Origin of the sequence: Blastococcus sp. KM273129 (assembly GCF_021698995.1) — a bacterium.
Taxonomy (GTDB): Bacteria; Actinomycetota; Actinomycetes; order Mycobacteriales; family Geodermatophilaceae; genus Blastococcus.
Map to the genome: position 1 here is coordinate 1 of NZ_SSXB01000058.1, position 26363 is coordinate 26363.

The following is a 26363-nucleotide window of genomic DNA, read 5'->3' on the forward strand; positions in this document are numbered from 1 at the left end:
CCGCGAGATCAAACGCTGCCTCAAGCGCTACATCGCCCGCGAGCTCTACCGACGCCTCGAAACCCCACCCTCAGCCCTTGACGCGTCATAGGAGCGTCCCGCCCCCAGGACGGGGGCGCGGAGCGCCGGGACCCCGCAGCGTCCCGGCGCCCGTGGTGCGTGCTGCTCCCAGAAGGAGTCCTCGAGCACGGCGTGACTCGGGGGAGGCGTCGAGCACGTTGCGCACCTGCGTCGCGTGCTCGTCGCCGGTGACGACGTCGATGACCCGCTGCTGGGCTTCCATCATCGCTGATGAGCTCCTCATTGCCGGCCGCGGACTCGAAGGCCTCACGCAGCCCGGTCAGTCGCTCCTCGGGGAGCCCGGGGGGCGGAAAGAGTCCGCGCCCCCGGGCTCTTGCAGCTCGACCAGGCTCTCCAGCAGCTTCTGGCTCTCACAGGCGTCCGGCGTGAACGCGGTGGCCTGCGGGACGTCGGGGAGCAACTCGACGGACTCGTCGCTGGCTACCACGATCGGCATCTCGCCCGCCTGCGCGGCAGCCAGGCCGCTGTCCCAGGTGGTGACGTGCGCGTCGGCATTGCCGCTCACGACCGCGAGCCCGCCGATCCCAGGCCGATCGGCACGACACCGGGTCTCAGTCGCGGGCGTCCCGGTAGAGGCCACGGTCGGCGACCGTGAGCCCGACCAGGAGGGCCGCGGCACCGACCGACACCCAGCCGAGCACCTGGATCCCGCCGTCGCCGGCCCCGCCGGCGTAGGCGAGTGCCACCATTCCGGTGGCGGTCATCGCGCCGGTGTACTGCGCGGTGCGGAACAGGCCCGCAGCGGCGCCGACCTGATCGGCGGGCGCCGCCCGGTAGACGAGGACCTGGTTCCCGACGAGCCCGAGCCCGTTCGGCAGGCCGAACACCGCAGACACCAGGACGAGCAGAGCGGTGGGGGAGTCGGCGTCCAGGGAGAGCATCCCGACGCTCCCGGCGAGGAGTCCGAGGGCTCCCACGAGCAACGGCCAGACCAGGCGGCGACCGCGGACGCCGACGAACGACGCGACCGCCCCGACCGCGGACATGCTTAGGAGCACCAGTCCGGCCGTGCTGGCGGACAGCCCTCGGCTGTCCTGCAGCCAGGGGGTGAGCCCGAAGAGGACGCCGTAAACGACGAGGAAGGTGAGGAAGACCCGCAGGTAGGCGACGACCAGAGCGGGGTTCGAGGCCAGCATGCGCAGGTCGATGAACGGTGTCCGCGCGCGGAGCTCGACGAGGACGAGGAGCACCAGACCGGCCGCGAGCCCGAGCAGGACCTGCACCGGCGGGTGGGGCAGTTCCATGGTGGTCAGCAGGAAGAGCGCGACGGTGCCGCCGAAGAGGGCGGTTCCCGGCAGGTCCAGCAGCCGCCATGCCGCGACCGTCCGGGCCCGCGGGCGCGACCGCGGGAGCAGGAGGAAGCCCAGGGCGGTGACGGCCAGGCCGAGGGGCACGTTGACCGCGAAGACGGCCCGCCACCCGATCGTGTCCACGAGGACACCGCCCAGGGGCGGACCGATGGTGAGCGTCACCAGGCTCACCGTGCTGAGCAGGCCCAGCGTGCGGGGCGGAGTGGGCACGCCCAGTCGGTCGGCTTGCTCCCGGAGCATCGCAATCGCCGCCGGATACGCCGCACCCGTGCCCAGCCCGACCACTGCCCGCGAGGCCACCAGCCATCCGAAGGTCGGTGCGAGCGCACCCAGGGTGCCGGCGGCCGCGACCAGGATGCCGCCGGCCAGGAACACCCGGCGCGGGCCGAACTGGTCGGCCAGCCGACCGGCGACGGGCTGGCCGATCGCGCTGGCCAGATACATCACCGCCACCAGCCACGCCGTCGCGGCGGCGCCGATGTCCAGCTCACCGCCGATCGGTGACAACGCGGTGGCGATCACCGTGGAGTTGACCGGGTTGAGCATCGCCCCGGCGCAGAGGGGGACGACGAGGCGAGGTCCGAGGTCGACGGCCCGCAATCGCCCGAACCGGGACGCCGGGGCCGTCGAACCGCGGGGCGCACGGCGCCGGTCGGTCGAGGTGCCCGAGCGCGAGAGCACGATCCTCCCGGACCCGTTCGGTGCCCTATGTGCGGGCAGTGTGGTGTCGATGGCGGGGCGCCGCCCTGGCTCCGGTCGGGACTGTACGGCCCGGCGTCGGCCGGCTACATGCCGTGCAGCTGCCTGACCAGCACGGGGCAGTCGACGCTGAGCAGGATCCGCTGGGCGTCGCTGCCCATCAGGGCCTTGCCGACCCGGCTGCGCCTCGCCAGGCCGATGACCATCAGGTCGGCCGCGCGCGTCTCGGCGATCCGGACCAGGTCCACGGCCGCGCTGACGGCAACGACGCCGGCCTCCCAGGAGGCGTCGTAGCCCTTGGCCGTCAGGGCTTCGGCCTGCTGGGCCAGGCTCCGCTCCGTGCGCCGGAGTCGCTGGACCTCGTCGCCCTCGGTCCCGACCCGGACCAGGGTGACCAGGTGCAGGCGCGCCGGGCCGGGAGCGGCCTGGAACGCCAGCTCCAGCAGCGGCTGGTGCGGCTGGTTCTCCTTGAGTGCGACGAGGACGTTGGTGAACACGGAGTACACGCTCCCGGGGGGTGGTGGGCTTCCGCCGTCGGCGACGGCGTCAGTGCTGGGTGGTCCCGTGGACCTCGCCCGCCGAGGGGATCGGCAGGATCGCGTCGGCGGCGGCCTCGAACTGCGCGAGGGTCATGACGTCGGCGTACTTGTGGTGCAGGTCGAACAGGCTGACCTTGTGGCTCAGCGGGCTGCGGTCGAAGACCGCCTCCTCGACCACGACGACGTGCAGGCCGTGGGAGTAGGCGTCGACGGCGGTGGCCCGGACGCACCCACTGGTCGTCTCACCGCACAAGACGAGTGTGTTGACGTCGACCCGGGCGAGGCGGTCGGCGAGGTCGGTCTCGAAGAAGACACTGGCCCGCCGCTTGGGGACGACCGCCTCGCCGGGAAGGGGACCGAAGGCGGGGTCGAGCGCAAGGTCCGCGGCGTCGCGCTCCGACGGGGGCCGGTGCGTCGCGCGGGAGGTCTCCGGGTCCTGCGAGCTGAACAGGACCGGGATGTCGCGGCTGCGGGCGGAGTCGAGCAGGGCAGCGATCGGCGCGCGGGCGGCCCACGCGGCGGGCCCGCAGCTGCGCGGGTTCCGGGCCACCGCCTCGGCCAGCGACATCGGCCCGTCGGGGAACACGCCGCTGAACAGGTCGACGGCCAGCACCGCGGGACGGCCGACGATCCGGGTCTCGCGCCGGTAGGCGCGGTAGACCTCGAGGGTCTCGGCCGGGACCACGTCCCGCCAGCAGTGGTCCTCGAAGGAGTCGAGAGCATCCGTCGTCGAAGTCATGGTCAGAACCTCCGGTGGCGGGGGGCACGTGGCGGCGGCCCGGGAAGCGGGACAGAGATGCAGCGGGCGCCGGCGACGAGGTCACCGGCGCCCGCCGTGTCTCAACTCAGAAGGACTCCTCCAGCACCGCGGCGAACTCCGGCGAGGTGTCGAGCACGGACTCGAGCAGCTCCGCGTACTCGTCGCCGGTGAGGACGTCGATCGGCCGCTGCTGCTGGTCGAGCTCGGCGATCAGCTCCTCGTTGCTCGTGGCGCACTCGAAGCCCTCACGGAGCTCGGCGAGCCGCTCCTCCGGCAGCCCTGGGGGCGCCACCAGACCGCGGCCCAGGGTCTCGAGGTCCACGAGGTCGTCGAGCAGTTCCTTGCCCTCGTCGGTCTCGGGGACGAAGTCGGTGACGACCGGCATGTCGGGGAGCAGCTCGACCGGCTCGTCGCTGGCCACGACGATTGCCTCGACCTCGCCGCTCTCCACCGGGCCGAGCACGCTGTCCCAGGTGCTGGCGTGAGCATCGGCGTTGCCGGCGATGACCGCCAGCCGGGCCTCGCCCGAACCGCCGAACCCGGTGACGACCTCGATCGGGAAGCCGTAGATGGCCGACAGGACGCTGGCCGCGATGTATTCGTTGCTGCCGGGGCCGGTCGCGGCGAAGCGCACCGTCTCCTCGGAGTCGATCATGTCCTGGAAGGAGGACAACCGCCCGTCGCTGGCCACGGCCACCGTGTCGGGCGCGGTCGCCACGCGACCGATGATGGAGAACTCCGACATGTCGAACATGACGCCGTCGGCGCCCGCGATCTGCGCGCTGGCCGTGCCGACCGAGTTGGTGATCTGGATCCGGCGCTCGTCCGGCCCGGCGTTGGCCGTCGAGTTGGTGGCCAGCAGGCTCCCGGCGCCCGGCTCGTTGCGGACGACGACCTCGGCCCCGAGGCACTCGCCCAGGTAGGGCGCGAGGGCGCGGGCGTAGACGTCGTAGCCGCCGCCGGCGTCATAGGGGACCACGAAGTCGAGGTTCTCGCCCTCGTAGTACTTTCCGGCCTCGGCGCCCGCGTCCGCGTTCTGCCCGCAGGCGGCGAGGGCGGCGACGAGCACGGCGGCACCGCCGGTGCGGCGCAGGGCGGTCATCGACCTGTGGCTCATGAAGTTCTCCTTGACTCGGATGGCGGTGTCGGGTGCGGGTGTTGGCCGATGGACCGACGAGGATGTCGGTCGACCGGCGACGTGCGGCTGTGCAGCCGTCCGCAGGCCCGCGGGCCTGCGGACGGGGGTCAGAGGAAGAGTCCCGGCGGCACGGGCAGTTGCAGCGCCACCTCGAACGCGAGGTAGAGCACGGCGAAGGTCGCGGCCGCGTAGGCGACGCTGAACACCCAGGACGTGCGCGCCGAGAACCGCAGGTACGTCAGGGCGAACAGCGGTGCGATGACGAAGAGCCCGAAGATGTACAGCCCGACGAAGAAGGCGGCGATCCACGCCAGCGAGCGCGCCCAGGCGCGGCCACCGGCGTGGGCGAAGACGTACTCCACGTCGCCCTCGGCCTCGTCGTCGGCGTCCACCCGTTTCTCGACCACCGGCACGGGGGTGCGGGCCTTCAGGAGGAGGACGGCCACGTGCAGGAGGGTCAGGAGCACGCCGAGCCCGGTGACCATGCGGGGGAACAGCCCGGCCTTGACCGACCACTCCATCGCGGTCCAGAAGGCGTTGGCGAAGAGCGCGGCCAGGACGAGGCTGAGGACGATGTCGGCCGTGGGCAGCTGCCGTCGGGTCCGAGGCTCGGGCGCGGGCGCCGGGGGGGCAGTACCGGCCGGCACGGTGGTTCCGGTCCGGGGCTCGGGCGTGGTCACGAACGGACCTCCTCGGCGACGGGAGCGGGCTGGGCTTGGACCCGGCGCCGCCGCAGGGTGGGAACCAGGAAAACGAGCAGGAGAACCACGGCCAGGCCGATGACCGTCGGGCGCAGGAGCCAGTCCCACCCGAACAGCGAGTACGAGACGAACAGGTAGCGCTCGGCGATGCCGCCGAGGACCACGGCCAGCAGGAACGGCACACGCGGCCAGTCCCAGCGGATGCAGGCCACGCCGATCGCGGCGGCCACCAGCATCACGAGGACGTCGCCGAAGGAGTTGCTGGAGCTGTAGGCGCCCAGCCCCAGCAGGAGCAGGAGGAAGGGCACCAGCAGCGGGCCGGAGATGAAGGTCAGCCGGGTCAGCGGGCGGAGGAACGCGAAGGCGGCCGCGACGGCGACGAAGTTGGCCAGGACGACGATCCACACCATGGAGTAGGTGACGTCGAGCTCGGTGGTGAGCATCTCCGGACCCGGGTCGAGGCCGGCGATGAGGAATGCGCTCAGCAGCACGGCCGTGGCCGCTCCGCCCGGGATGCCGAAGGCGATGGTGGGGACGAGCGAGCCGCCGTCCTTGGCGTTGTTGACCGCGCCGGAGGCGATGACGCCGTCGATCGCCCCCTTGCCGAACAGCTCGGGGTTCTTGGACGACTGGCGGGCCTGGCCGTAGGCGATGAACTGGGCCACCGAACCGCCGAGGCCGGGGATCATGCCGATCGTGGAACCGATGCCGCTGGCCCGCAGGACGACCGGCCAATGGCGCAGCGTGTCCCGGATGCCCTCGCCGATGCCCGTGATCTTCTTCGGCACGGCGCCCGCGCCGCCCGCGATGCTGCTGCGGCTGAGCATCAGCTGCAGGACCTCGGCGCCGCCGAACAGGCCGACGACCAGCGGGACCAGCGGGATGCCGTCCCACAGGTAGATCTGGTCCATCGTGTAGCGGGCGATGCCCTCCTGGGAGTCGATCCCGATGAGGGCCACCAGCAGGCCCAGGCAGGCCATGATCAGGCCCTTGACCACCTTCTTGCCCGAGAGCGCCACCACGAACGTCAGCCCGACGAGGGTGAGCATGAAGAACTCGGGGGCGCTCAGCGCCAGGACGACCGGCCGGATGACGGGCACCATCGCGGCGAGGACGAGCGCGCCGAACACCGATCCCAGGGCGGAGCTGAAGAGCACCGCGCCGAGGGCACGGCCGCCCTGCCCGCGCCGCGTGAGGGGGTACCCGTCGAGCGTGGCCGCCGCCGAGGTCGCCTCGCCCGGGATGCCGAAGAGCACGGAGGTGATGTCGCCGGTCGTCGAGGTCACCACCAGCATCCCGAGCAGGAACGCGAAGGCCTGGACCGGCTCCATGCCGAACGTGAAGGGCAGCATCAGCGCCAGCGTCACGGGGCCGCCGAGGCCGGGCAGGATGCCGACGACGAAGCCGATCGCGACGCCGAGCAGCATCAGGCCCAGGGTCTGCAGCTGCAGAACCTGCGACAAGCTGTCGAGGAGTGCCTCGCCCACAAGAGCTCCAGAGGACGTAGTGGCCCGCATGGCCGAGCCGGCCAGTCGGGGGTGGAGTGCGGTGACCGCGACCCGGACGGGGGTGGTGTCCGGGTCGCGGCGCCGCGGCCTGACGTGCTGTGCATCACGTTCGCCAGGGATGGTTGAGCAGAAACGAGTTCTTTGTCAACCCGTTGTCCTGTGGGGCCAGGTCCCGTCCTGAGCGTGACCAGCAGGGACAAGCGGCGGCTTGTCCATCGTGACTCCTGCCACGTACAGTTCGTCGCGGCAGAAAACATTTCTGTGCACTGGACCGAAAGGGGCGTCGTGAGACAGGTAGGAGTCATCGGTCTCGGGGGCATGGGGATCGCCCTGACCGAGTCCCTGCTCGACGCCGGCTGGCCCGTGCGCTGTTACGACATCCGGCCCGAGCCGGTGGCCGCCATGGTCGCCCGCGGGGCGGAGGCGGCGACGAGCCCGCGCGAGCTGGCCGCCGCCAGTGACGTCGTCCTCACGTTCCTGCCCGGACCGGAGCAGGTCCGCGAGGTGGCGCTGACCGCCGACACCGGCGTCCTGGCGGGGCTGCGACCCGGTGCGGCCATGCTGGACATGTCCACCTGCGGCCCGGACCTCGCCGAGGTGCTCGGCGCGGCGTTCGACGCCGCCGGCCGCCGCTTCGTCGACTGCCCGGTCAGCCGGAAGGCCCCGAACATGACCGTCCTGGTCGGCGGGCAGCCGGGCGTGCTCGGCGCGGACGAGGAGGTACTCGCCGCCGTGTCGCGGGTCGTCGCCCACTGCGGCCGGCGCGGGGCGGGCTACGCGGTCAAGCTGCTCAACCAGCACGTGAAGTACAGCTGGTACCTCGCCTCGGCGGAGGCGCTGCTCGTGGGCGAGGCCCTGGGGCTGGATGCCGAGACGGTCGCCACGGCCATCGAGGAGTCCAGCGGATCGGATTCCGGGTTCTCCACCGCCGCCAAGTTCTTCCGTGGCGACGCCGCGGGCATCGCCACCCACGCTCCGGCCAGCACGATCGAGAAGGACCTCGCCCTCGCCGAGGCCATGGCCACGGACGCGGGCGTGCGCAGCCGGTTGCTGTCGGCAGCCGTCGACTTCTTCGTGACCGTCGGCGGCACCCCCTACCGCGGGCGTCCCTATCCGGAGAGTTCCGCACTTCTTCAGGCACTGCGGGCGATGCCCCCACGAACAGGAGCGTGACCGTGACCATCACCGACCGGACGACCCCCGTCCTGGGCTCGACCCCGGACCTCCGCGATCTCGTCGCCCTGGGGTGCCGGGTGCTGGCCTACCGCGGCCTGGCCGAGGACATCCTCGGGCACATCAGCGTGCGCACCGCCGGCGACGAGCTCCTCGTCCGTTGCCGGGGCCCGCAGGAGCGGGGGCTGCTCTTCACCGGGTCCGACGACGTGCACGCGGTCACCCTCGACGGCGCGAACGAGCTCCCGGCCAGCTTCTCGGCCCCCAACGAGCTGCCCATCCACACGGAGATCCTCCGGGCGCGGCCCGACGTCCGGGCCGTCGTGCACGTGCACCCGCCGGCGGTCGTCGCCGCCGACCTGGCCGGTCTGCCCCTCCGGCCGATCGTGGGCGCGTACAACATCCCCGCCATGCGGATGGCCGAGCAGGGCGTCCCCACCTATCCGCGCGGTGTGCTCATCAACCGGCCGGAGCTGGGGCAGGACGTGGCCCGTGCCCTGGGCGACCGGCCCGCGTGCATCCTCCGCGGGCACGGCATCGTGGCCACGGGAGACTCGGTGGAGCAGGCCGTCGTCCGGGCGCTGAACCTGGACGCGCTGGCCCGGATGACGCTGCAGGCCAACAGCTTCGGGGTGACCCCGCCCGAGCTGTCCGCGGAGGACATCGCGGCCATGCCCGATCTCGGTTCGGCGTTCAACGACGCGCAGGTCTGGGCGTACAACCTGAGCAGGCTGGAGCTGGCCGGCCTGGCCGATCCGCGCTGACGGTCCGGCCGGGACTGGGCCCCGGCCCGGTCCCGGCCGGGCGGCTCAGTGCCCGGAAACGCGGCGAGCGGTCCGCTGGAGATGCTCGGCCATGATCCGCTGTGCGCGGTCGGCGTCCCGGGCCCGGACGGCCTCTACGAACGTGCGGTGCTCCGCGACGCCCTGGCGGCCTTCGTGCTGCGCCTCGCGCAGGGACATGAGCACCGGTTCGCGGAACGAGCGCATGAGCATCACGAGGGCGGGATTGTGCGCCGCGGCCGCGACCCGGAGATGGAAGTCGAAGGACATCGTCACCGTGTAGGTCCCGGCGTCCCGCGCCCGCGCCGCGTCGTCGCACATCGCCATCAGCTCGTCGAGTTCCTCGTCGGAGGCACGCTCGCAGACCAGGGGCACGACACCCAGCTCGAACACCGCCCGCGCCTCGGTGACCTCGGCGGCCGACAGCGCCGACATGCTGAGCAGGTCGGTGATCCCCTCACCGATCCGCCCGGTGGTGGGAGCGGTCACGAAGGCGCCACCCCGTGAGCCGACGCGAATCTCGATCAGGCCGTTCGCCTCGAGCACGCGCAGGGCCTCGCGCACGGTCACCCGGCTGACCCCGAAGCGCTCGCAGAGCTCCCGCTCCGACGGCAGCCGGGCACCGATGCCGAGCTCGCCGGTGCGGATCAGCGCCCGCACCTGGTCGACGATCGCCTGCGAGATCCGTCCGACCGCGACCGGCTGGAACAGGCCGGCGTTGGACGGGGCGGCGCTGGACGGGGCGGCGCTGGACGGGGAGGCGTTGGACGGGGAGGCGCCTTCGGTCACGGCCCGCCTCCTCTCATCCCGCGCGGACGGTACTGCACCCTGACCGGCCGAACCCACCGGCGACGCGTGTTCTTCCTTCGTGGGCACGCCGGTCAGCTCGCCGGGCGGAGCCGGCCCACGCCCACCGCCGGAGCGGTGATGAGCAGGCCGGCGGTCAGGATGGCGGCGCTGAGCGGGATGACGGTCACCAGTCCCGCGACGGCGAACGGTGCCACCAGGAGGGCCGCGGCGCGGAACGTACCCGCCGAGGCGATGGCCTCGCCGCGTTCCTCGGGCTCGACGGCGTCCGTGGCGACGGCGGGGCCCACCGTCTGCAGGGCGCCGGCGCCGATCCCCGAGACGCACAGCGCGACAGCGCTGAGCACCGCCATGTCGGCGAGCGGCCCGACCACGCCGATGCCGAGGCCGCTGGCGAGGACGCCGAGCACCAGGGATCGGCGCACCCCGGCGCCGCGCAGCCTGCCCGCGACCGCGCTCCCGGCCACCTGGGCGCCGTTGGCGACGGCCACGAGGGCGCCGATCGTCGTCGAGCTCTGCCGGGCGTGCTCGAGGACGACGGGGACGTAGGACCCGAGCAACCCGCGCCAGGCGCCGGCGCTGGCGCCGGCCCAGCACGCGACGTCCACTCCCGGGCGCCGCCATACCCGGACCCGGCTGCGGTCCTTGCTGCGCGGGGCGAAGGGGGCGAGCCGGGTGAGCAGCAGGGCACTGAACATGCCGAGGGCGCTGACGCCCGCGGCCACCCCGAGTGCCAGCTGCGCCGAGTGGGTGATGAGCAGGCCCGCCACCAGGGGACCGGCGATCTGACCCATGCCGGAGGCCAGGTTCACCCGCGCCAGCGCACCGACCGCCGAGTCGGACATGCGGACGGCGTGGGTCTGCGTGCCGGTCCAGAAGAAGGCGCGGGCCAGGCCCTGGAGCAACTGGGAGATCGCGAAGACCAGCCACGTGGTCGAGAGCACCAGCACACCGCACGACGCCGCCAGGGAGGCGGCTGCCACGACGACGAAGACCTTGTCGGGCAGGCGGCGCATCATCGCGCCCATGAAGATCCGGGTGCCCATCTGGGACACCGCGGACAGGGCGACGAGGATGCCGACCTCGGCGGCCGAATAGCCGACCCGCAGTGCCAGCAGCGGCACGGCGACGCTGGCGATGCCCAGTCCGACGGCGAAGATCACCGCCCCCACCAGACTGGCGACCGCGTCCCGGCGGCTGGCGCCTGCGCCCTCCTGCGGCGCTCCGGCCATGCGGCGGCTCCTCTCGATCGACACGGGGATGTCCGCTGCCGGTTGACAGTGACTGTCGCCACTTATACGGTATATTGGACAGACCATTTGCACAATGTGTGCGTGTCGGCCTCGGCCGGCGCCGCACGGACCGCTGACCAGTGGCGCATCGCGGCCGACGGTCGCCCCAGCACCGGACGAGTACGGAGATCGACCCTCATGCAGATCAAGGCGGACGTGGGCAAGTGCCAGGGCTACGGCAACTGTGTCGACCTGGACCCCGAGCACTTCGACCTGGACGACGACGGCCTGGTCGTCCTGCTGCGGACCTCCGTGGACGAGGCCGAGCTGGAGAAGTCCGGCGCCGCGGTGCGCAGTTGCCCGGTGCAGGCCGTCTGGCTCGCCGACGATGACGCCTGACCGCATTCCCGGCCGCGTCGTCATCGTCGGCACCTCGGTCGGCGGGATCCGGACCGGGCAGGCCCTCCGGGCCGCGGGCTACACCGGCGAGGTCGTGCTCGTCGGCGCGGAGGATGTCGCGCCCTACGACAAGCCCCCGCTGTCCAAGCAGGTGCTCGTGGGCGACCAGGCCGCCGGCGACATCCCGCTGCTCGGCCCCGACGGCTGGTCGGGTGACGGCCTGACGCCGATGCTCGGCCGCGCCGCGGTGCGCCTGGACCCGATCGGCAAGCAGGTGATCCTGTCCGACGGCGAGCCGGTGGACTACGACGCCGTCGTGCTGGCCACGGGGGCCCACCCGCGGAACATCCCGGCCCCCGAGGGCTACCTGGTCCGGACCGTCCGCGAGCTGCGGGACAGCGAGGCCATCCGGGCGCAGTTCTCGAGCGGTGGCCCGGTCGTCGTCGTGGGCAGCGGCTTCATCGGTGCCGAGGTGGCCTCCAGTGCCCGGCAGCTCGGCCTGGAGGCGACCATCCTCGAGGCGCTCCCGGAGCCGTTCGCCCGCGTCCTCGGCTCCGAGGTGGCCGCGCGCATCAGCCGGCTGCACGCCGACGCGGGGGTCTCGGTCCTCGGCTCGGCGGCCGTCGCCCGGGTGGAGCCGCTCGCCGACGGCACCGGGGTCGTGCACCTGGCCGATGGCCGGCGGCTGCCGGCCGCGACCGTCGTCGTCGGCATCGGCGTGGTCCCGGCAACGGCGTGGCTGGCGGACTCCGGCCTGGATCTCGACCGCGGCGTGCTGACCGACGAGTACTGCCGGGCCTCCGGGGCACCGGACGTGTACGCCGTCGGCGACGTCGCACGCTGGTTCGACGTCCGCAGCGGGGAGCACCGCCTCGTGGAGCACTGGACCAACGCCGTCGAGCAGGCGAATCTCGTGGCGCACAACCTGTTGCACCCCGACGAGCTGCGCCCGCACGCGAAGGCGCCGTACTTCTGGTCCGACCAGCACGGTCTGAAGATCCAGATGGTCGGGCGCATCCATCCCGACGACCGGGTGAGCTTCCTGCGCTGCGCCACGACCGCCGGGGACAAGGACGTCGCGCTCTACTCCCGCGACGGCGGCTTCTCGGCCGCCGTCGTGCTCGGCTGGCCGCGCGCCGTCGTGGCCTGCCGGCAGGCGTGGGAGCGCGGGGAGGACCTCGCGCAGGTCACCGGCCGGCTCGCCGCCCTCAGCACCACGGCCATCCCGGTTCCCGTCGGCTGACCCGCAGCCGCGCGCATCCATCCGTTCCACCCGACCCCGACGTGCCAACCCGACAGAGGAGGACGAGCAAGTGACGACAGTCGAAGAGCCCACCGGTACCGGTGCTCCGCAGGTGCGGAACCTGGTCGACGTCAAGAACGGCGAGATCAGCCGCGAGATCTTCATCGACGAGCAGATCTTCAAGAACGAGATGGAGAACCTGTTCCCGCGGGCCTGGCTGTTCGTCGGCCACGCCACGCAGGTCCCCGAGCCCGGGGACTTCTTCTCCTCGTGGATGGGCGCCGACCCCGTCCTGCTCACCCGGGACGACAAGGGCGAACTGCACGTCCTGCTGAACTCGTGCCGGCACCGCGGCATGCGCGTCTGCCGCTACGACGAGGGCAACACGATGCAGTTCACCTGCCCGTACCACGCCTGGTCGTACTCGATCGACGGCTCGCTCGTCGACACGCCCGGCGCCCTGCACGGCGTGCCGCAGCAGAAGGCGGCGTACGGCACCAACCTGGAGCGGGAGAAGTGGGGCCTGGTCCGCGCGGCCAAGGTGCACAACTACAAGGGCCTGGTCTTCGCCAACTGGGACCCGGAGGCACCCTCGTTCGACGAGTACGTCGGTGACTTCCACTGGTGGCTGGACAACCTGGCCGACGCCTTCGACGGCACCGAGGGCGGCACCGAGGTCTTCCGCGGCGTGCACAAGTGGCGGATCCGGTCCAACTGGAAGTTCGTCTCGGAGAATTTCCTCGGCGACACCTACCACGGCGCCTCCACGCACGCCTCGGTCGAGGCCGTCGGCATCGGCCCCGGCGGCAAGGGCAAGCGCCGCCACGGCGAGCGGCAGGACCAGGGAGGCTTCTCGAAGGGTCGGATGAAGACCTCGTTCCGGCGCGGGCACGGGGCCTCGGACAACCTCGCCTACGAGATCCCCTACCCGGAGTTCGCCGAGGCCGACCTGGACGAGTACTTCGTCGCCGCCTGGGAGAAGCGCAAGCAGAAGCTCGAGGCGGAGGGACGGCTGCTGGGTGGCCGCGGCCCGGCGACGCTCTTCCCGAACATGTCCTTCGCGGCGGGCTTCCCCCGCACGATCCTGGTCGCACACCCGATCAGCCCGACCGAGACCGAGGTCTGGCGCTGGTACCTGGTGGACAAGGACGCTCCCGAGAACGTGCGCGACTGGCTGCGCCGGTACTACATGCGCTACGCGGGTCCGGCCGGCATGACCGAGCAGGACGACATGGAGAACTGGGACTACGCCACCGAGGCCAGCCGGGGCGTCATCGCCCGTCGGTACCCCTACAACTACCAGCAGGGCCTCGGCCAGGAGACCCCCAGCGACCTGGACGGCTCGGTGCACTCCCACCACGCCATCGCCGGTGAGGTCAACGCCCGCGCCTTCTACCGGCGATGGGCGGAGTTCGTCGACAACCTGTCGTGGCCCGAGCTCAACAAGCTGGCCGAGGTCGACGACCGCGCCATGGAACGTGCTGCCGAGACCACCACCGACGTCGCCGACGGCGTCAAGGTCCTCGACGCCGTCGACGTCGTCGACGGCCCCCCGGCGAAGTGAACCCGACGACCCACAGAGAGGACCGTTATGCCGATCGCTGAGGCCCAGCTCGAGCGGATGCTCCTGCTCAACAGCGTGTCCGACTTCCTGTACCGCGAGGCCGACCTGCTCGACGAGCGGCGGTACACCGAGTGGCTGGACATGCTCGCGGAGGACTACCAGTACTCGGTTCCCCTGCGGATGAACGTCGCCTACGGGGAGACCGACGCGCGGGAGCAGACGCGCGCCGGCCGGGAGATCTGCTGGTTCGACGAGGGCAAGGCGACCATGTCGCTCCGCGTCGACCAGCTGAACACCGGCCTCCACTGGGCCGAGGAGCCGGTTTCCCGGGTGTCGCACCTGGTCACCAACATCCGGCTCGACGCCGTCGAGCTGCCCGAGGTCGAGGTGAGCTGCCGCTTCCTGGTGTACCGGAACCGGGTGGCCGACGAGACCGACTTCCTGGTCGGCCGGCGCAAGGACCGGCTGCGCCAGGTGGGTGACTCCTGGCAGGTCGTCCGCCGGGAGCTCCTGCTCGACCAGTCCGTCCTCCTGGCGAAGAACCTCTCCATCTTCGTCTGAGGCCGCCTGCCCCACGGGCCTTCTCCCGCCGTCGTCCGGCAACGGGAGAAGGCCCGTCGGGGCATCGAAGCCGTTCGCCCCACCCGAGAGGAACACCGCCGTGCAGATCCCGCTGTCGAGCCGCGCTGCGTTGCTGCGTGCGTTCGGTGAACCGGCCGCCGTCGAGGACGTCCCGGTTCCCGCCGAGCTCGAGCCGGGAGCGCTGCTCGTCCGCGTGACCATGGCGTCGGTGTGTGGCACCGACGTGCACATCTGGGAAGGCGGGGCCTTCAACGCGAGCGCCGCGAACCTCCCGCAGGTGATGGGCCACGAGATGGTCGGGGAGATCGTGGCCTTCGGCGACGGTCCGCGCACCGACTCGCTCGGCCAGGCGGTGGACGTCGGTGACCGGGTGGTGTGGACGCACGCGCCGTGCGGACGGTGCTTCTACTGCACGGTCGAGCGGCAGCCCTCGCTGTGCTCGCACCGGCAGAGCTACGGACGGCTGCCCGCCGCCGCCTTCCCGCACGTCACCGGTGGTTTCGCGGAGTACTGCTACGTGTTCCCGGGGTCGGGCCGCGTGCGGGTGCCCGACGAGGTCCCGGACTCCTGGGCCGCCCCCGCCAGCTGCGCGCTGCGCACCGTCGTGCACGTGCTCGAGCAGGTCGGCACGATCGAGCCCCACGAGGCCGTGGTCGTCCAGGGCGCCGGGCCGCTGGGCCTCTACGCGGCGGCGATGCTCCGTTCCCTCGGGGCGGGCACGATCGTCGTGATCGGTGCCCCGGACGTCCGGCTCGAACTCGCCACGGCCTACGGAGCGACCGGGACCGTGTCGGTGGAGCACCTGCCGGACGCGCAGGAGCGCAACCAGGCAGTGCGCCGGCTGACCCCCGACGGGCGGGGCGCCGATGTCGTGCTCGAGCTCTCCGGCGCACGATCGGCCTTCGGGGAGGGCCTCGACCTGCTCCGGCCGGGCGGCCGGTACGGCGTGGCCGGGCAGACCAACGCGGTCGGCCTCACGATCGACCCGAGCCTGCTCGTCAGGAAGCAGCTCACCGTCCGCGGCGTCCTGTCGGCCCACGCCGGCCACTACTGGAAGGCCCTGGACTTCCTCCGCCGGACCCGGAACTCCGTCGACTGGGACGCGCTGGTGACCGCTCCCGTCGGGCTGTACGGCGTCACCGACGCCATGCAGTCGATGAGGCGCGGCGTCCTCAAGCCGCTCATCGACCCCCACACGTGACCCGGGCGCCCCAACGCCCAGAAATCGACCGCGGCGCCTCCTGGTGAGGCGCATCCCCGGGCCCCGCCCGACGTCTCACCGAGGAGATGCGACATGCCCCCCACCGCCACACCTGTCAGTGGTGCGCCGGATCGACTGATGCTGATCGACGGAAAGCTCTGCGCGAGCGTCGGCGGCGGGTGGCTGACGGCCATCGATCCGAGCAACGAGGCGGTGCTCGGCCGGGTCCCGGAGGCCACGGCGGAGGACGTCGAGCTTGCGGTTGCCGCCGCCGACCGCGCCGCGCCCGCGTGGGCCGCGACGTCCGCGCTCGAGCGGGCCCGCCTCGTGCGGGAACTCGCCCGCCGTGCCCTGGAGCGGGCCGACGAGCTGCTGGAGCTGGAGGTCCGCGACACGGGCAACACCCGCCGCCGGATGGTCCGCGACGTCACCATGGCCACCGACCTGCTGGAGTACTTCGCCGGTCTGGCCCTGGAGCTGAAGGGCGAGACCGTCCCGTCCACCCCGACCGGGCTGCACCTCTCGGTGCGTGAGCCCTACGGGGTCGTGGGCCGCATCCTCGCTTTCAACCACCCGTTCTACTTCGCCGCCTCGCGGCTGGCAGCCCCCCTCGTCGCCGGTAACACCGTGGTCCTGAAGCCGTCGGAGGAGGCGCCGCTGTCGACCACCGTGCTGGCCGAGCTGTGTGCGGAGATCTTCCCGCCCGGCGTGGTCAACATCGTCACCGGCACGGGCCTCGACGCCGGGGCTGCCCTGGTCCGGCACCCGCGCGTCAAGCGGCTGACGTTCATCGGATCGGTCCCGACGGGCCGGGCCATCCAGCGCCAGGCCGCGGAGTCCTCGGTCAAGCACGTCTCGCTCGAGCTGGGCGGCAAGAACCCGATGATCGTCTTCGGCGACGCCGACCCCGAGACGGTCGCCACGGCGGCGGTCGCCGGCATGAACTTCGGCCACCAGGGCCAGTCCTGCGGCTCGACCAGTCGGCTGCTGCTCCACGAGGACCTCTACGACGACGTCCTGGCACGCGTGGTCGACAAGGTCTCGGCCCTGCGGCTGGGCGATCCCACGCGCGACGACACCGACATGGGCCCGCTCAACAACGCCCGGCACCTCCAGAACGTGATGAGCCACATCGCGGCGGCGAAGGAGGACGGCGCGCGGCTCATGACGGGCGGCCGGCGCCCCGGCGGTGCGCAGTTCGAACGCGGGTTCTGGCTCCAGCCCACCGTCTTCGCGGACGTGACCCCCGGGATGCGCCTGTTCCGGAGCGAGGTCTTCGGGCCGGTCCTGGCGGTCAGCCGCTGGTCCGACGACGACGACCTGCTGGCGATCGCGAACGGCGTCGACTACGGGTTGACCGCCTCGATCTGGACCAACGACCTGAACCGGGCTCTGGTGACGGCGCGCGCCGTCCAGGCCGGATACGTCTGGATCAACGGGAACTCGTCGCACTTCCCGGGCACCAGCTTCGGCGGTCGCAAGGAGAGCGGCACCGGGTCGGAGGAAGGTCTCGACGAGCTCCTGAGCTTCACGGAGGTCAAGACCATCAACGTCGTGCTCCCGGCCCAGCTCCCCTGAGCCGGCGGAACCGATGTGCAGGTGCCCGTGGGGAACAGGTACGTAACGGTATTCGTGGAGCTTAGGATCATGGGATGCCTGAGACGGTGACCAACGGCACCAAGGCTCCCTCATACCCGATCTCGTCCGTCGACAACGCGCTCCGGCTCGTGCTGATGCTGCGGGACCAGCCGCGACTGCGGCTGTCGGGGATCGCCGCGGCCTTGGACATCGCTCCCTCCACGGCGCACCGGTTGCTGGCGATGCTCGTCCATCACGGCTTCGTCCGGCAGGAGGACGGCACGGGCAGCTACGTCGCCGGATCGGCGCTGCTGGACCTCGGACTGGCCGCCGTGCGCAATCTCGACATCCGCACGTACGCCCGTCCGATCCTCACCGACCTGGCGAGGAAGACCGACGAGACGGTGCACCTGGCGCAGCTGGAGGGAGGCAAGATCCGCTACCTGGCCGCCGCCGAGAGCGGCCAGCCGCTGCGGGTGGCCGACCGGACCGGTCAGCTGCTCCCCGCGCACCGGACGGCGACCGGTAAGTCGATCCTTGCCACGTTCACCCCCCAGCAGCTCGACGAGATCTTCTCGCTGGACGCGTCCGGCGAGGGCGACGGGCTCACTGCGGACGAGCGTGCGCAACTCGATGCGGAGCTGCTCGAGGTGCGGGAGCGCGGGTACGCGACCAACCACCGGGTGGCCGAGGACATCATCTCCGTGGCGGTGGTCGTCCGCGACCACCGCGGTGCCAGCATCGCCGCCATCAACGCCTCCGCGCCCTCCAGCCGGATGACGAAGAAGCGTCAGGTCGCCGTCGTGCGGGACCTGCACGCTGCCGCTGCCCAGCTTGAGGACCTGCTCAGCACGGTCGGCCGCACCTGAGTCCCTGGTCGCTCCGGGCCCGGGAACTGTTGATCGACTTGTCGGGGGTGCAGTTCTCGGGCTCCGCCGGGCTCCAGCTGCTGGTGGAACGCAGAGTGCGGCTCGCGTCCACGGCGTCTCCTTGCGGCTGATCGTGGCCGGTACCCGCGCCGTCACACGTCTCCGCGAGGTGTTCCATGCCGGATCTGCTGGAGGCTCTCATCCCCCGAAAACGAGGAGAGTCATGGCGTCACCGCGAACCAGCCGAGGATGAACGGTGTCGCGTCCTGTGAATGGTGCGCCGCGACACCCGCGGTGGAGCGGGTGACCGGGATCGAACCGGCATGGCCAGCTTGGAAGGCTGGGGACTCTGCGTGGTGTCCTTCCTGGTCAGGGGCTCAACCGACAGCACTCGTGCCTTCCAGTTGCCTTAAGCGCCGCTGAGGCTCGTATCGGACGCGTCTTCGGGGGCCGGTGGCCAGCGACTTCCCCGCGTCTTACTTTTCGTGAGACACTTCGGCAGTGGCCGAGACGATCACCTTCCGCCCCGACGAAGACGCGCGCCGAGCGTTGGCCGTCCTGACGCAAGACGGCACCTCTGTGTCCACCGCCGTTCGAGCGGCCTTGATCGATGCCGCCAAGGCAGCGGCGCAGGACAGGCTGCGCGCCGAGGCCGCTGCGCTGGCAGCCGATGACACCGACCGCGCAGAGGCAGCTCAGGTTCTCCGGGACATGGAGACGCTGCGTGCGTGGTGAGGTCTACCGCCTGCGCTCTCCCCGCGGCGCCCGGGGCCATGAGCAGGCCGGCATCCGTTATGCCGTCGTCGTCCAGTCCGACCTGCTGCCCCTCTCGACCTGGCTGGTCGCGCCGACTTCCACCTCCGCCCGGGCGGCCACGTTCCGTCCTGAGGTGTCCATCGAGGGCCGCCCGACCCGGGTGCTGGCCGAGCAGACGAGTGCGGTGGACCCGCAGCGCTTGGGTGAGTCGGCCGGGTACCTCAGCTTCGATGAACTGCGCCAGGTTGACGCCGCGCTGCGCCTGGTCCTCGGCCTGTGACGAACACACGGCACGTGTCCCGCCACCAGCCCGCTGCCGGGCGCGAGCCCTCGACCCAAAGTGACCTCGGGTGATCGTCGTCCAGGGCACCCGGAGCGCTCCGGGACTGAGTGCGGGGATGGCTGTCACGCCGGGTGAGATGGCGACGACGGTGCTCGGGTCCTGGCACGCGACCGTGCTCCGGTGGCGTCGCTCTGCCGCGCTGTTGGTGGACGAGCTGGCGCTGCTGCCTCTCGCCCTGCCGCTGGCTCCCGCCAGGACCCCTCCAGCACGCGGATGTTCGCGGACAAGGCGGTGCGCGAGATAGGGATGGTCGTCGCAACCGCCGTCACTCGCGCCGGCGATTCGCGCGGGCGGCTGACGATCGCGCCACGCCTGCCCAAGCCGCCGCCGCGAGAGCTTCGTCGCCCTGCGGCCCCCTGCGATCCGCCGGAAACCTGACTTGGACCGATGGGCCTGTGGACCTGCGGTGCAGGGACGTTCGGCGGTGTCCGAGCCGCCCACCACACGATCAGGGTCGCCGGATGGCGTGGTTCTTCCGCGTACTCCAGCTTCCTGACGACCGCTGGGCATGTCGCCACGGGCGGGTGCAGTTCGACATCCATGCGGAACTGGGTTCCGCGATCCAACACATGAGGGCGATGGCGAAGGAGCATCAGCCCGCCGAGATCATCGTGCACCGACTCGATGGCACCGTGCAAAGCCTCGGATTGATGTAGGTCGGGCAGGCCTACCAGCGCGGAGTGCCTCGGAGCTCAGCGCCTCATCGCGGCACGCCTTCACGTCCGCTGTCGAGGGGGGAGATCTGCGGCCCTGCGACGCCGGCACCCCCGCGACGGTCGTCTATCCCGACTTCAACGGCGAACTGCGGGGGATCGACGCCGTAAACCAGTGGCGGCATCCGGCGCGGCCGAGATCGAGGTGTAGGCGTTCCTCTGGCCGCCGACGTGCTTCAGTCACTGGTCGACGACGAGCAGGTCGACGTCCTACGCGGGAACGACGGGGAGGCGGTCTACCTGGAGCTGCTCTCCGGTCCACCACCACCTGGTGTGCCGGTCCTGCGGCCGCACCTTCGAGGTGACCGACCCGCCGATCGAGCGCTGGGCGGCCAAGATCGCCGCTGAGCACGGGTTCGCTGACGTCCAGCACCAGCTGGAGGCATTGGCACCTGTGGTCCCTGCAGCGGCGACCCGCTCAGGACCCCGCGGCGACTGCGCAGGGGACAGCAGGCCGTCCTCTCCGGCTTCCCCCGGTTCGCTACTTCCAGAACCGTCGTCGTCCTGTAGTGGCGCCTGCGATCGGTGCGTACCGTCAAGACGGGTTCCGGCCTCGAGGGGAGCGGGCATGACCGCCACAGCGCACCAGACCCACGACGACCACGCGCACGTGCATGCGCCGGACTGCGGCCACGTGGCGGTCGAGCACGAGGGGCACGTCGACTACCTGCACGACGGGCACCTGCACCGTACCCATGACGGACACGTGGATGAGTGCAGCGGCCAGGCGCACGCCGTTGACGGAGCTCATGACCACGAGCACGGGGACGGCTGCGGTCACGCCACCGTGCAGCACGGAGACCACGTCGACTACGTGCACGGGGCCCACCGCCACGCGCCTCATGACGGCCACTACGACGAGCACTGAACGTCCAGGAGGCTGAATCCGGCCCCTCCACGCAGCTCCACGTGAGCCCGGAGTCCGGCTTTCTGTCTAGCGGGTCGACCCGGCGGCGCGGCGGCGACGGTGGACGCCCGTTCGGCGTCCGGCGGGGCCCTCCTCACTGCCACCGTCGTCGCCTTGGCCAACCTGGTCCCAGTCACGATCCTCGTGGTGGATGTGGTCTCCTCGTCCCGGCGATAGCGCGGCGGCGCGGTGCCGGCCGGCCGTGCTCGGGCGACAGGAGCAGGTCCGCGCGGGACGTCGTCGTGGCCCGGTCGGAGCACGTGACGGCGACCTCCAGGCAGAGATGTCCGCCGCTGCCGAGCACCGGGCTCATCCCAGGTCGTGCGCTCACCCTGGTCATCCTCGCCGCCCCCGGGGGAAGCGTCGAGCTCGTGGAAACCATGACCGGCATCGTGGATGTGGCCGAGTGGTTCAGCATGGGGGAGCGGGCGCAGCTGATCGCGGGATCTCCGCCGTTGCCCGGGTGGCCAGCCGACCTGGCGACATGGCGGCTGTGACGAGCTGTTGGGCACAGCTGTGCGAGGGTGGCGGGGTACTGGCGGCCTCTGCACCGGAGTGGACCACCTCTCGTGACCCAGGACATCCGGCGCAGCTCGGAACGCTCCCATCGGGCGAGGGGCTTCGGGCATCCGGGGCGGATCATTGCCAGCGCGTTCGCCGCCGCCGTCGCCGTGGGCACCGGGCTGCTCTCGCTGCCGGTTGCGAAGGCCGGGGAGGGTGGCGCGGACTTCCTGACCGCGCTGTTCCACGCGACCTCGGCCGTCTGCGTGACCGGGCTGGTCACGGTGGACACCGGCACCTACTGGTCGGGGTTCGGGCAGGTGGTGATCCTGCTGCTCATCCAGGTCGGCGGGCTGGGCATCATGACGCTGGCCACCCTCTTCGCGCTGCTGATGTCCCGGCGTCTGGGGTTGCGGGCGCGGCTGATCGCCCAGGCGGAGACCAAGACGCTGAGCGTCGCCGACGTGCGCCGGGTCATCGGCCGGGTCGTGGTCTTCAGCCTCGCGACGGAGGCCGTGGTCGCCGTGGTGCTGACGGTGCGGTTCGCCACCGGGTACGAACACTCGCTGCCGTCCGCGGCCTACTTCGGCGTGTTCCACGCCGTCTCGGCGTTCAACAACGCCGGCTTCTCGCTCAACTTCGACAGCCTGATCCCCTACGTGACCGATCCGTGGATCAGCCTGACCATCTGCGCCGCGGTCATCCTCGGCGGGCTCGGCTTTCCGGTCGTGTTCGAGCTGGCCCGGGCCTGGCGGCGGCCGAAGACCTGGTCCGTGCTCACCCGGATCACCGTGATCGTCACCGTCGCACTGCTGGTCGTCGGAACCGCCGGGATGCTGGTCGCCGAGGGAGGTGACCCCGACACGCTGGGCCCGCTGAGCGCCGGCGCGAAGGTGCTGGCCGCTTTCACCGCGGCGGTGATGCCGCGCACCGCGGGGCTCAACAATCTCGACATCGCCGCCTACCAGCCCGAGACGCTGCTGCTCACCGACGCGCTGATGTTCATCGGCGGCGGCAGCGCGGGCACTGCGGGCGGCATCAAGGTCACCACCTTCGGCTTGCTGGCCTACGTGCTCTGGGCGGAAATGCGCGGGGATCCCGACGTCGAGGTGGGCCGCCGCCGGGTGCCGGACACGAACCAGCGCCAGGCGCTGGCCATTGCGCTGTTGGGCATCGGCCTGGTCGCGGTCGCCACCTTCCTGATGCAGGCGCTGACCGACTTCGGCTTCGACCAGGTGGCCTTCGAGGTGATTTCGGCGTTCGCGACCGTCGGGCTGTCCACGGGCATCACCGCCGACCTGCCTCCGGCCGCACAGGTCCTCCTCGTGCTGCTCATGTTCGTCGGCAGGATCGGGCCGCTCACCCTGGCATCCGGGCTGGCGCTGCGGGAGCGTGCCCGCCGCCACCGACTCCCCGAGGAGAGGACCATCGTTGGCTAGCCACAAGGAACCCGTCGCCGTCATCGGCCTCGGCCGGTTCGGCACCGCACTCGCCCTCGAGCTCGCCCGCGGCGGAACCGAGGTGCTCGCCGTCGACGCCCGCCCCGACATCGTGCAGCGGCTGTCCGGCCAGCTGGGTCACGTGGTCACCGCTGACTCCACCGACCCCGACGCGCTCACTGAGATCGGCATCGCCGACTTCAACCGGGTCGTCGTCGCGATCGGCAACGACCTGGAGGCCAGCATCCTCACCACCGCGCTGCTGACCGAGCTGAAGATCCGCGACATCTGGGCCAAGGCCATCAGCCGCCAGCAGGCGACCATCCTCGAGCGCATCGGCGCCCACCACGTCGTATTGCCCGAGCAGGACATGGGCGAGCGGATAGCGCACCTGGTCGCCGGCCGTCTGCTCGACTGGGTGGAGCTGGACCCGCAGTGGGTGTTCGCCAAGACCCGGCCGCCGCGGGAGATCGTCGGCGTGCCGCTCGGGGAGACCGGGCTGCGCAAGAAGCACCGCGTCACCGTCGTCTCGGTCAAGCCGGAGAACAAGACCAGCTACACCCATGCCGACTACGACACCGTGCTCAGCTACGGCAGCGTGATCGTCATCGCCGGCCGACCCGACGACGTCGAGCATTTCGTCGAACTCCAGTGAGCATCGGTTCTCCGACCGGCGTCGGCGCATGGCGGGCACAGGACGACGGCGCCCAGGAGGAGGACCACGATCCCGGCCGCCCCCAGCGGCTACGCCCCGCGCGTGGAGGCTGCGGCCCGGGTGCCAGAGCCGGGACAACGCCACGTAGAAGGCGACGACACCGATCATCAGGGCCAGGTAGAGCACTTGCGCCGGGCGGTCGACAAGGCCGGTGACGCCGCTGTCCTCCCCGCTCAGCCGGCGAGGTCGCGGTGGGCGTAACGGCGGCATCCCGCCAGGGCAATCTGGCCCGCTGGGCGACGGCTGTCCCCGACTACGCGGGTGACGTCTCGACCTACCGCCTCTACGTCGTGAACCACGAGGTTGATCACGCGCTCGGCAACAGGGCGCATCCGCTGGCTCCCGGCCCGGGCCAGCTGGCGCCGGTGATGCAGCAGCAGACTCTCGGCCTGAACGGTCGCGTGAAGAACCCCTGGCCCTACCCCTGATCGTGTCGGGGGCGGTGCAGCGGCGGTCCTCTCACGTCGTCCGACGGTGCGTTGGGTCCTCCTGCCAGTTCCACCCTGCCTGCTCCAGGGCGGCGAGATCGGCGAACAGGCTCTCCGTGGTCAGCAGTGTGGCGGGAGCGCCCTGTTCCACGACGCGGCCTGCACCGACGACGAGGACGTGGTCGGCGTCCCGGGCGGTGGCGAGCCGGTGGGCGACCGTCAGCACGGCGGCTCCGCGGGGGAGGACGCGGTCGTGCAGCGCTTCGCGGAACGCCGCGTCGCTCGCCCCGTCCACGACGGAGGTGGCCTCGTCGAGGAGCAGCACGCCTGGGTCGGTCACCAGTGCCCGGGTCAGCGCGAGCAGTTGGCGTTGGCCGGCGGAGAGCTGGAGGCCGCGGCCGGTCTCCGAGAGCAGGGTGTCGTACCCGTCGGGCAGGGCCTCGATGAACGAGTCGGCTCCGGCGGTGCGAGCGGCGCGGCAGACCTGCGCGGCCGTCATTTCCGGGTCGCCGAGGGTGATGTTGGTCGTGATGGTGCCGCTGAACAGGGCGGCGGTCTGGGGGACGTAGCCGAGCAGGGCCCGGCGAGTGCGGTCGTCCAGGGCGCGGGGATCGGCGCCGGCGAGGGTGACCCGTCCGGTCCACGGCGTGTGCAGCCCCACCAGCAGCGACAGGATGCTCGACTTGCCGGCGCCGGTCCGCCCGACGATCGCGACGTGCTGACCGGGGTGGACGGTGAGGCTGATCTCGTGCAGGACCGGTCGGCCGGGGAGGTAGCCGAAGGTGACGTCCTCGACCGTGATGACCGGCTGGGTGCTCGCGCGGGCAGCGGGGGGCAGGCTCGGGGCCGCCGGGGCCGGGGGACTGGCGGCCGTCTGGCTGGGCCGGCCGACGTCGGCGGGCAGCTCGAGGACGGCGAAGACCCGCTCGGCGCCGGCGAGGGCGGCCTGCACGGTCTGCCACTCGTCGCCGAGGTTGATCAGTGGGGTGAAGAAGCGGGCGAAGAGCAGCACGAAGGCGGTCAGGGTGCCGATGCTCACGCCGATCGCCGTGAATGCGTCGCGCCCGCCGAGCCACAGCAGCAGGGCGGTGACGACGGCGGCGAGCACGCCGAGGATGGGTGCGTAGTAGGCGTTGAACAGCACCGACTTGTTGCTGGCTCGCAGCCAGCCGAGCAGGGCGTGGCGGAACCGCTCGGCGAAGGCGTGCTGGCGGCCGAAGGCGCGGATGACGTCGATGCCGGTGAGGTCCTCGGCGAGGCGGGCGTTGACCGCGCCGACCGCGCTGCGGGTGGTGCGTTCGGCGTCGCGGACCCGGCGGCGCAGCACGTTGGTGATCACGACCAGCGGCGGGACGACCAGGGCGGCGACCGCGGCGAGGGCCGGGCTGAGCACGGTCATGGCGACGGCCACGGTGGCCAGCCGGACGACCTGGCCGAGCAGGGTGGCGACCGAGGAGGAGAACAGGTCGTCGATGGTGTCGATGTCGGCGGTGGTGCGGGAGATGGAGTCCCCGGCCGGGGTGCGGTCGTGGTAGTCGACCGGCAGGGCGAGTAGGTGGCCGAACAGCCGCGCGCGCAGCGTGGCGAGGCTGCGCTGGGCGACGGTGGCGGCGAGGTAGCCGTAGCCGGCGGTGAGCGCCGCGACCGCCGTGGCCGCGGCGAGGTAGACGACCGCGGCGGTGCCGAGGCCGCGGGGGTCGCCGGGGGTCAGGTTGTGGTCGATGACGTGCCGGACGACCAGCGGCGGCACGAGCTCGAGCACGGCGGCGGCGAGGACCAGGGCGCCCAGCAGCGCCAGCCGGCCGCGCAAGGGTGCGGCCAGTCGGCGCAGATGCGGGCCGAGCCGCACCGCCGGCCCGGACTCCGCCGCGGCGGCAGGCTGCTGCCCGGCTCGCAGGTCCGCGGTCACCGGGGTCGCTCCGGTCCGGCCGCCAGTTCGAGGCCGGGTCGCCCGCGGCCGCCCGGTAGTGGCGTTGCGCGCGCAGGATCCGGGCGTACAGGCCGCCGGCGGCGGCCAGCTGCTCGTGCGTGCCGGCCTCGGCGATCCGGCCGGAGTCGAGGACCGCCACGAGGTCGGCGGCCGGCAACGAGGCCAGCCGGGTGGAGACCAACAAGACCGTCGCCTGGTGCTCGACCGGCGCCTCCGGACCGACGGCGGCCCGCAGCGCGTCCACGATCCTCGCCTCGGTGCGCAGGTCGAGGGCGGAGAACGGGTCGTCGAGGACGAGCAGCCGCGGCCGGGCGAGCGGGGCTGCGAGCGCGCGGGCCAGCGCGATCCGCTGGCGCTGCCCGCCTGAGCCTGAATCCACCGATTCGGAGTCGGTAGTGCAGGGGACGGTTTCTTGATCTTGGTTTCGGTGGGTGGGCGTGCGTGGGCCGGGACCTGGGTTTCCGA

General features: G+C 71.8%; 28 protein-coding genes. 18 read left to right on the forward strand and 10 right to left on the reverse strand.

Annotation, left to right across the window (positions count from 1 at the left end):
* Positions 1-340: 340 nt before the first annotated feature.
* The 7 genes from E9565_RS15490 to E9565_RS15520 all read right to left on the reverse strand — a co-directional run bounded on the left by E9565_RS15490 (position 341) and on the right by E9565_RS15520 (position 6715).
* Complete coding sequence (locus E9565_RS15490; protein ID WP_236825162.1) at positions 341-586, reverse strand: hypothetical protein; 246 nt, start codon at positions 584-586, stop codon at positions 341-343.
* Positions 587-632: 46 nt separating this feature from the next.
* The gene (locus E9565_RS15495) at positions 633-2072 is read right to left on the reverse strand and encodes an MFS transporter (protein ID WP_236835781.1); all 1440 of its coding nucleotides are present in this window, start codon (positions 2070-2072) and stop codon (positions 633-635) included.
* 104 nt (positions 2073-2176) lie between these two features.
* A complete protein-coding gene (locus E9565_RS15500) occupies positions 2177-2587 on the reverse strand; it encodes a universal stress protein (protein ID WP_236825160.1) in 411 nt (136 codons plus the stop codon).
* 49 nt (positions 2588-2636) lie between these two features.
* Complete coding sequence (locus tag E9565_RS15505) at positions 2637-3368, reverse strand: isochorismatase family protein (protein ID WP_236825159.1); 732 nt, start codon at positions 3366-3368, stop codon at positions 2637-2639.
* A gap of 106 nt (positions 3369-3474) precedes the next feature.
* On the reverse strand, positions 3475-4506 hold the full coding sequence (locus E9565_RS15510; RefSeq protein ID WP_236825158.1) for a tripartite tricarboxylate transporter substrate-binding protein: 1032 nt from the start codon (positions 4504-4506) through the stop codon (positions 3475-3477).
* 128 nt (positions 4507-4634) lie between these two features.
* A complete protein-coding gene (locus E9565_RS15515; RefSeq protein WP_236835783.1) occupies positions 4635-5207 on the reverse strand; it encodes a tripartite tricarboxylate transporter TctB family protein in 573 nt (190 codons plus the stop codon).
* Positions 5204-6715, reverse strand: coding sequence for a tripartite tricarboxylate transporter permease (locus tag E9565_RS15520; RefSeq protein WP_236825156.1), 1512 nt, complete (start codon positions 6713-6715; stop codon positions 5204-5206). Before E9565_RS15520 ends, E9565_RS15515 begins: the two co-directional genes overlap by 4 nt.
* Before the next feature lie 306 nt (positions 6716-7021).
* On the opposite strand from E9565_RS15520, the gene E9565_RS15525 reads away from it, so the two are divergent.
* Together E9565_RS15525 and E9565_RS15530 are read left to right on the forward strand one after the other, a co-directional pair.
* Entirely contained in the window at positions 7022-7909 is an 888-nt protein-coding gene (locus tag E9565_RS15525) for an NAD(P)-dependent oxidoreductase (RefSeq protein ID WP_236825155.1), read from the forward strand.
* Positions 7910-7911: 2 nt separating this feature from the next.
* A complete protein-coding gene (locus E9565_RS15530) occupies positions 7912-8673 on the forward strand; it encodes a class II aldolase/adducin family protein (protein ID WP_236825154.1) in 762 nt (253 codons plus the stop codon).
* Between the two features lie 45 nt (positions 8674-8718).
* On the opposite strand, the gene E9565_RS15535 is transcribed toward E9565_RS15530, so the two are convergent.
* Both E9565_RS15535 and E9565_RS15540 read right to left on the reverse strand, forming a co-directional pair.
* The gene (locus E9565_RS15535; RefSeq protein WP_236835785.1) at positions 8719-9480 is read right to left on the reverse strand and encodes a FadR/GntR family transcriptional regulator; all 762 of its coding nucleotides are present in this window, start codon (positions 9478-9480) and stop codon (positions 8719-8721) included.
* A 92-nt stretch (positions 9481-9572) separates the two neighbouring features.
* A complete protein-coding gene (locus E9565_RS15540; protein ID WP_236825152.1) occupies positions 9573-10730 on the reverse strand; it encodes an MFS transporter in 1158 nt (385 codons plus the stop codon).
* Between the two features lie 198 nt (positions 10731-10928).
* Here E9565_RS15540 and E9565_RS15545 point away from each other — a divergent pair, with 198 nt between their 5' ends.
* From E9565_RS15545 to E9565_RS15615, 15 genes are all read left to right on the forward strand, one after another.
* Positions 10929-11129, forward strand: a complete 201-nt coding sequence (locus tag E9565_RS15545) for a ferredoxin (RefSeq protein ID WP_236825151.1) — start codon at positions 10929-10931, stop codon at positions 11127-11129.
* A complete protein-coding gene (locus tag E9565_RS15550) occupies positions 11119-12372 on the forward strand; it encodes an NAD(P)/FAD-dependent oxidoreductase (protein ID WP_236825150.1) in 1254 nt (417 codons plus the stop codon). The genes E9565_RS15545 and E9565_RS15550 overlap by 11 nt, the downstream gene beginning before the upstream one ends.
* Positions 12373-12442: 70 nt before the next feature.
* Positions 12443-13936, forward strand: coding sequence for an aromatic ring-hydroxylating dioxygenase subunit alpha (locus E9565_RS15555; protein WP_236825149.1), 1494 nt, complete (start codon positions 12443-12445; stop codon positions 13934-13936).
* A gap of 27 nt (positions 13937-13963) precedes the next feature.
* Positions 13964-14497 carry a 3-phenylpropionate/cinnamic acid dioxygenase subunit beta gene (locus E9565_RS15560; RefSeq protein ID WP_236825148.1) on the forward strand — a complete coding sequence of 178 codons (534 nt, stop codon included), beginning with the start codon at positions 13964-13966 and terminating at the stop codon, positions 14495-14497.
* A 100-nt stretch (positions 14498-14597) separates the two neighbouring features.
* Positions 14598-15719 (forward strand): zinc-binding dehydrogenase, encoded by a 1122-nt coding sequence (locus E9565_RS15565; protein ID WP_236825147.1) that lies wholly within the window; start codon positions 14598-14600, stop codon positions 15717-15719.
* A 138-nt stretch (positions 15720-15857) separates the two neighbouring features.
* Positions 15858-17297, forward strand: a complete 1440-nt coding sequence (locus E9565_RS15570; RefSeq protein WP_236825146.1) for an aldehyde dehydrogenase family protein — start codon at positions 15858-15860, stop codon at positions 17295-17297.
* A gap of 74 nt (positions 17298-17371) precedes the next feature.
* A complete protein-coding gene (locus E9565_RS15575) occupies positions 17372-18166 on the forward strand; it encodes an IclR family transcriptional regulator (protein ID WP_236825145.1) in 795 nt (264 codons plus the stop codon).
* A 501-nt stretch (positions 18167-18667) separates the two neighbouring features.
* The gene (locus E9565_RS15580; protein WP_236835787.1) at positions 18668-18901 is read left to right on the forward strand and encodes a hypothetical protein; all 234 of its coding nucleotides are present in this window, start codon (positions 18668-18670) and stop codon (positions 18899-18901) included.
* On the forward strand, positions 18891-19202 hold the full coding sequence (locus tag E9565_RS15585) for a type II toxin-antitoxin system PemK/MazF family toxin (RefSeq protein ID WP_236835789.1): 312 nt from the start codon (positions 18891-18893) through the stop codon (positions 19200-19202). The genes E9565_RS15580 and E9565_RS15585 overlap by 11 nt, the downstream gene beginning before the upstream one ends.
* Positions 19203-19726: 524 nt before the next feature.
* The gene (locus tag E9565_RS15590; RefSeq protein WP_236835791.1) at positions 19727-19921 is read left to right on the forward strand and encodes a DUF2188 domain-containing protein; all 195 of its coding nucleotides are present in this window, start codon (positions 19727-19729) and stop codon (positions 19919-19921) included.
* A gap of 625 nt (positions 19922-20546) precedes the next feature.
* Positions 20547-20846: a hypothetical protein gene (locus tag E9565_RS15600; protein WP_236835803.1), complete on the forward strand. Its 300-nt coding sequence runs from the start codon at positions 20547-20549 to the stop codon at positions 20844-20846.
* Between the two features lie 410 nt (positions 20847-21256).
* Positions 21257-21382, forward strand: coding sequence for a hypothetical protein (locus E9565_RS22650; RefSeq protein ID WP_255726150.1), 126 nt, complete (start codon positions 21257-21259; stop codon positions 21380-21382).
* A 72-nt stretch (positions 21383-21454) separates the two neighbouring features.
* Positions 21455-22825, forward strand: coding sequence for a TrkH family potassium uptake protein (locus E9565_RS15605; protein WP_236835793.1), 1371 nt, complete (start codon positions 21455-21457; stop codon positions 22823-22825).
* Entirely contained in the window at positions 22818-23480 is a 663-nt protein-coding gene (locus E9565_RS15610) for a TrkA family potassium uptake protein (RefSeq protein WP_236835795.1), read from the forward strand. The genes E9565_RS15605 and E9565_RS15610 overlap by 8 nt, the downstream gene beginning before the upstream one ends.
* 251 nt (positions 23481-23731) lie before the next feature.
* Entirely contained in the window at positions 23732-23968 is a 237-nt protein-coding gene (locus E9565_RS15615; RefSeq protein WP_236835797.1) for a DUF3152 domain-containing protein, read from the forward strand.
* A 31-nt stretch (positions 23969-23999) separates the two neighbouring features.
* Here the strand turns inward: E9565_RS15615 and E9565_RS15620 are convergent, their stop codons facing one another.
* Positions 24000-25877, reverse strand: coding sequence for an ABC transporter ATP-binding protein (locus tag E9565_RS15620; RefSeq protein ID WP_236835799.1), 1878 nt, complete (start codon positions 25875-25877; stop codon positions 24000-24002).
* A 64-nt stretch (positions 25878-25941) separates the two neighbouring features.
* Here E9565_RS15620 and E9565_RS15625 point away from each other — a divergent pair, with 64 nt between their 5' ends.
* Positions 25942-26265, forward strand: coding sequence for a hypothetical protein (locus E9565_RS15625; protein WP_236835801.1), 324 nt, complete (start codon positions 25942-25944; stop codon positions 26263-26265).
* Positions 26266-26363: the final 98 nt, after the last annotated feature.

What these genes read in the sequence shown, in the direction of transcription:
- E9565_RS15550 (WP_236825150.1), top strand. Translation starts at nt 11,119, where the DNA reads ATGACGCCTGACCGCATTCCCGGCCGCGTCGTCATCGTCGGCACCTCG.
- E9565_RS15600 (WP_236835803.1), top strand. Translation starts at nt 20,547, where the DNA reads ATGACCGCCACAGCGCACCAGACCCACGACGACCACGCGCACGTGCAT.
- E9565_RS15510 (WP_236825158.1), bottom strand. Translation starts at nt 4,506, where the DNA reads ATGAGCCACAGGTCGATGACCGCCCTGCGCCGCACCGGCGGTGCCGCC.
- E9565_RS15575 (WP_236825145.1), top strand. Translation starts at nt 17,372, where the DNA reads ATGCCTGAGACGGTGACCAACGGCACCAAGGCTCCCTCATACCCGATC.
- E9565_RS15570 (WP_236825146.1), top strand. Translation starts at nt 15,858, where the DNA reads ATGCTGATCGACGGAAAGCTCTGCGCGAGCGTCGGCGGCGGGTGGCTG.
- E9565_RS15540 (WP_236825152.1), bottom strand. Translation starts at nt 10,730, where the DNA reads ATGGCCGGAGCGCCGCAGGAGGGCGCAGGCGCCAGCCGCCGGGACGCG.
- E9565_RS15590 (WP_236835791.1), top strand. Translation starts at nt 19,727, where the DNA reads ATGGCGTGGTTCTTCCGCGTACTCCAGCTTCCTGACGACCGCTGGGCA.
- E9565_RS15545 (WP_236825151.1), top strand. Translation starts at nt 10,929, where the DNA reads ATGCAGATCAAGGCGGACGTGGGCAAGTGCCAGGGCTACGGCAACTGT.
- E9565_RS15505 (WP_236825159.1), bottom strand. Translation starts at nt 3,368, where the DNA reads ATGACTTCGACGACGGATGCTCTCGACTCCTTCGAGGACCACTGCTGG.
- E9565_RS15560 (WP_236825148.1), top strand. Translation starts at nt 13,964, where the DNA reads ATGCCGATCGCTGAGGCCCAGCTCGAGCGGATGCTCCTGCTCAACAGC.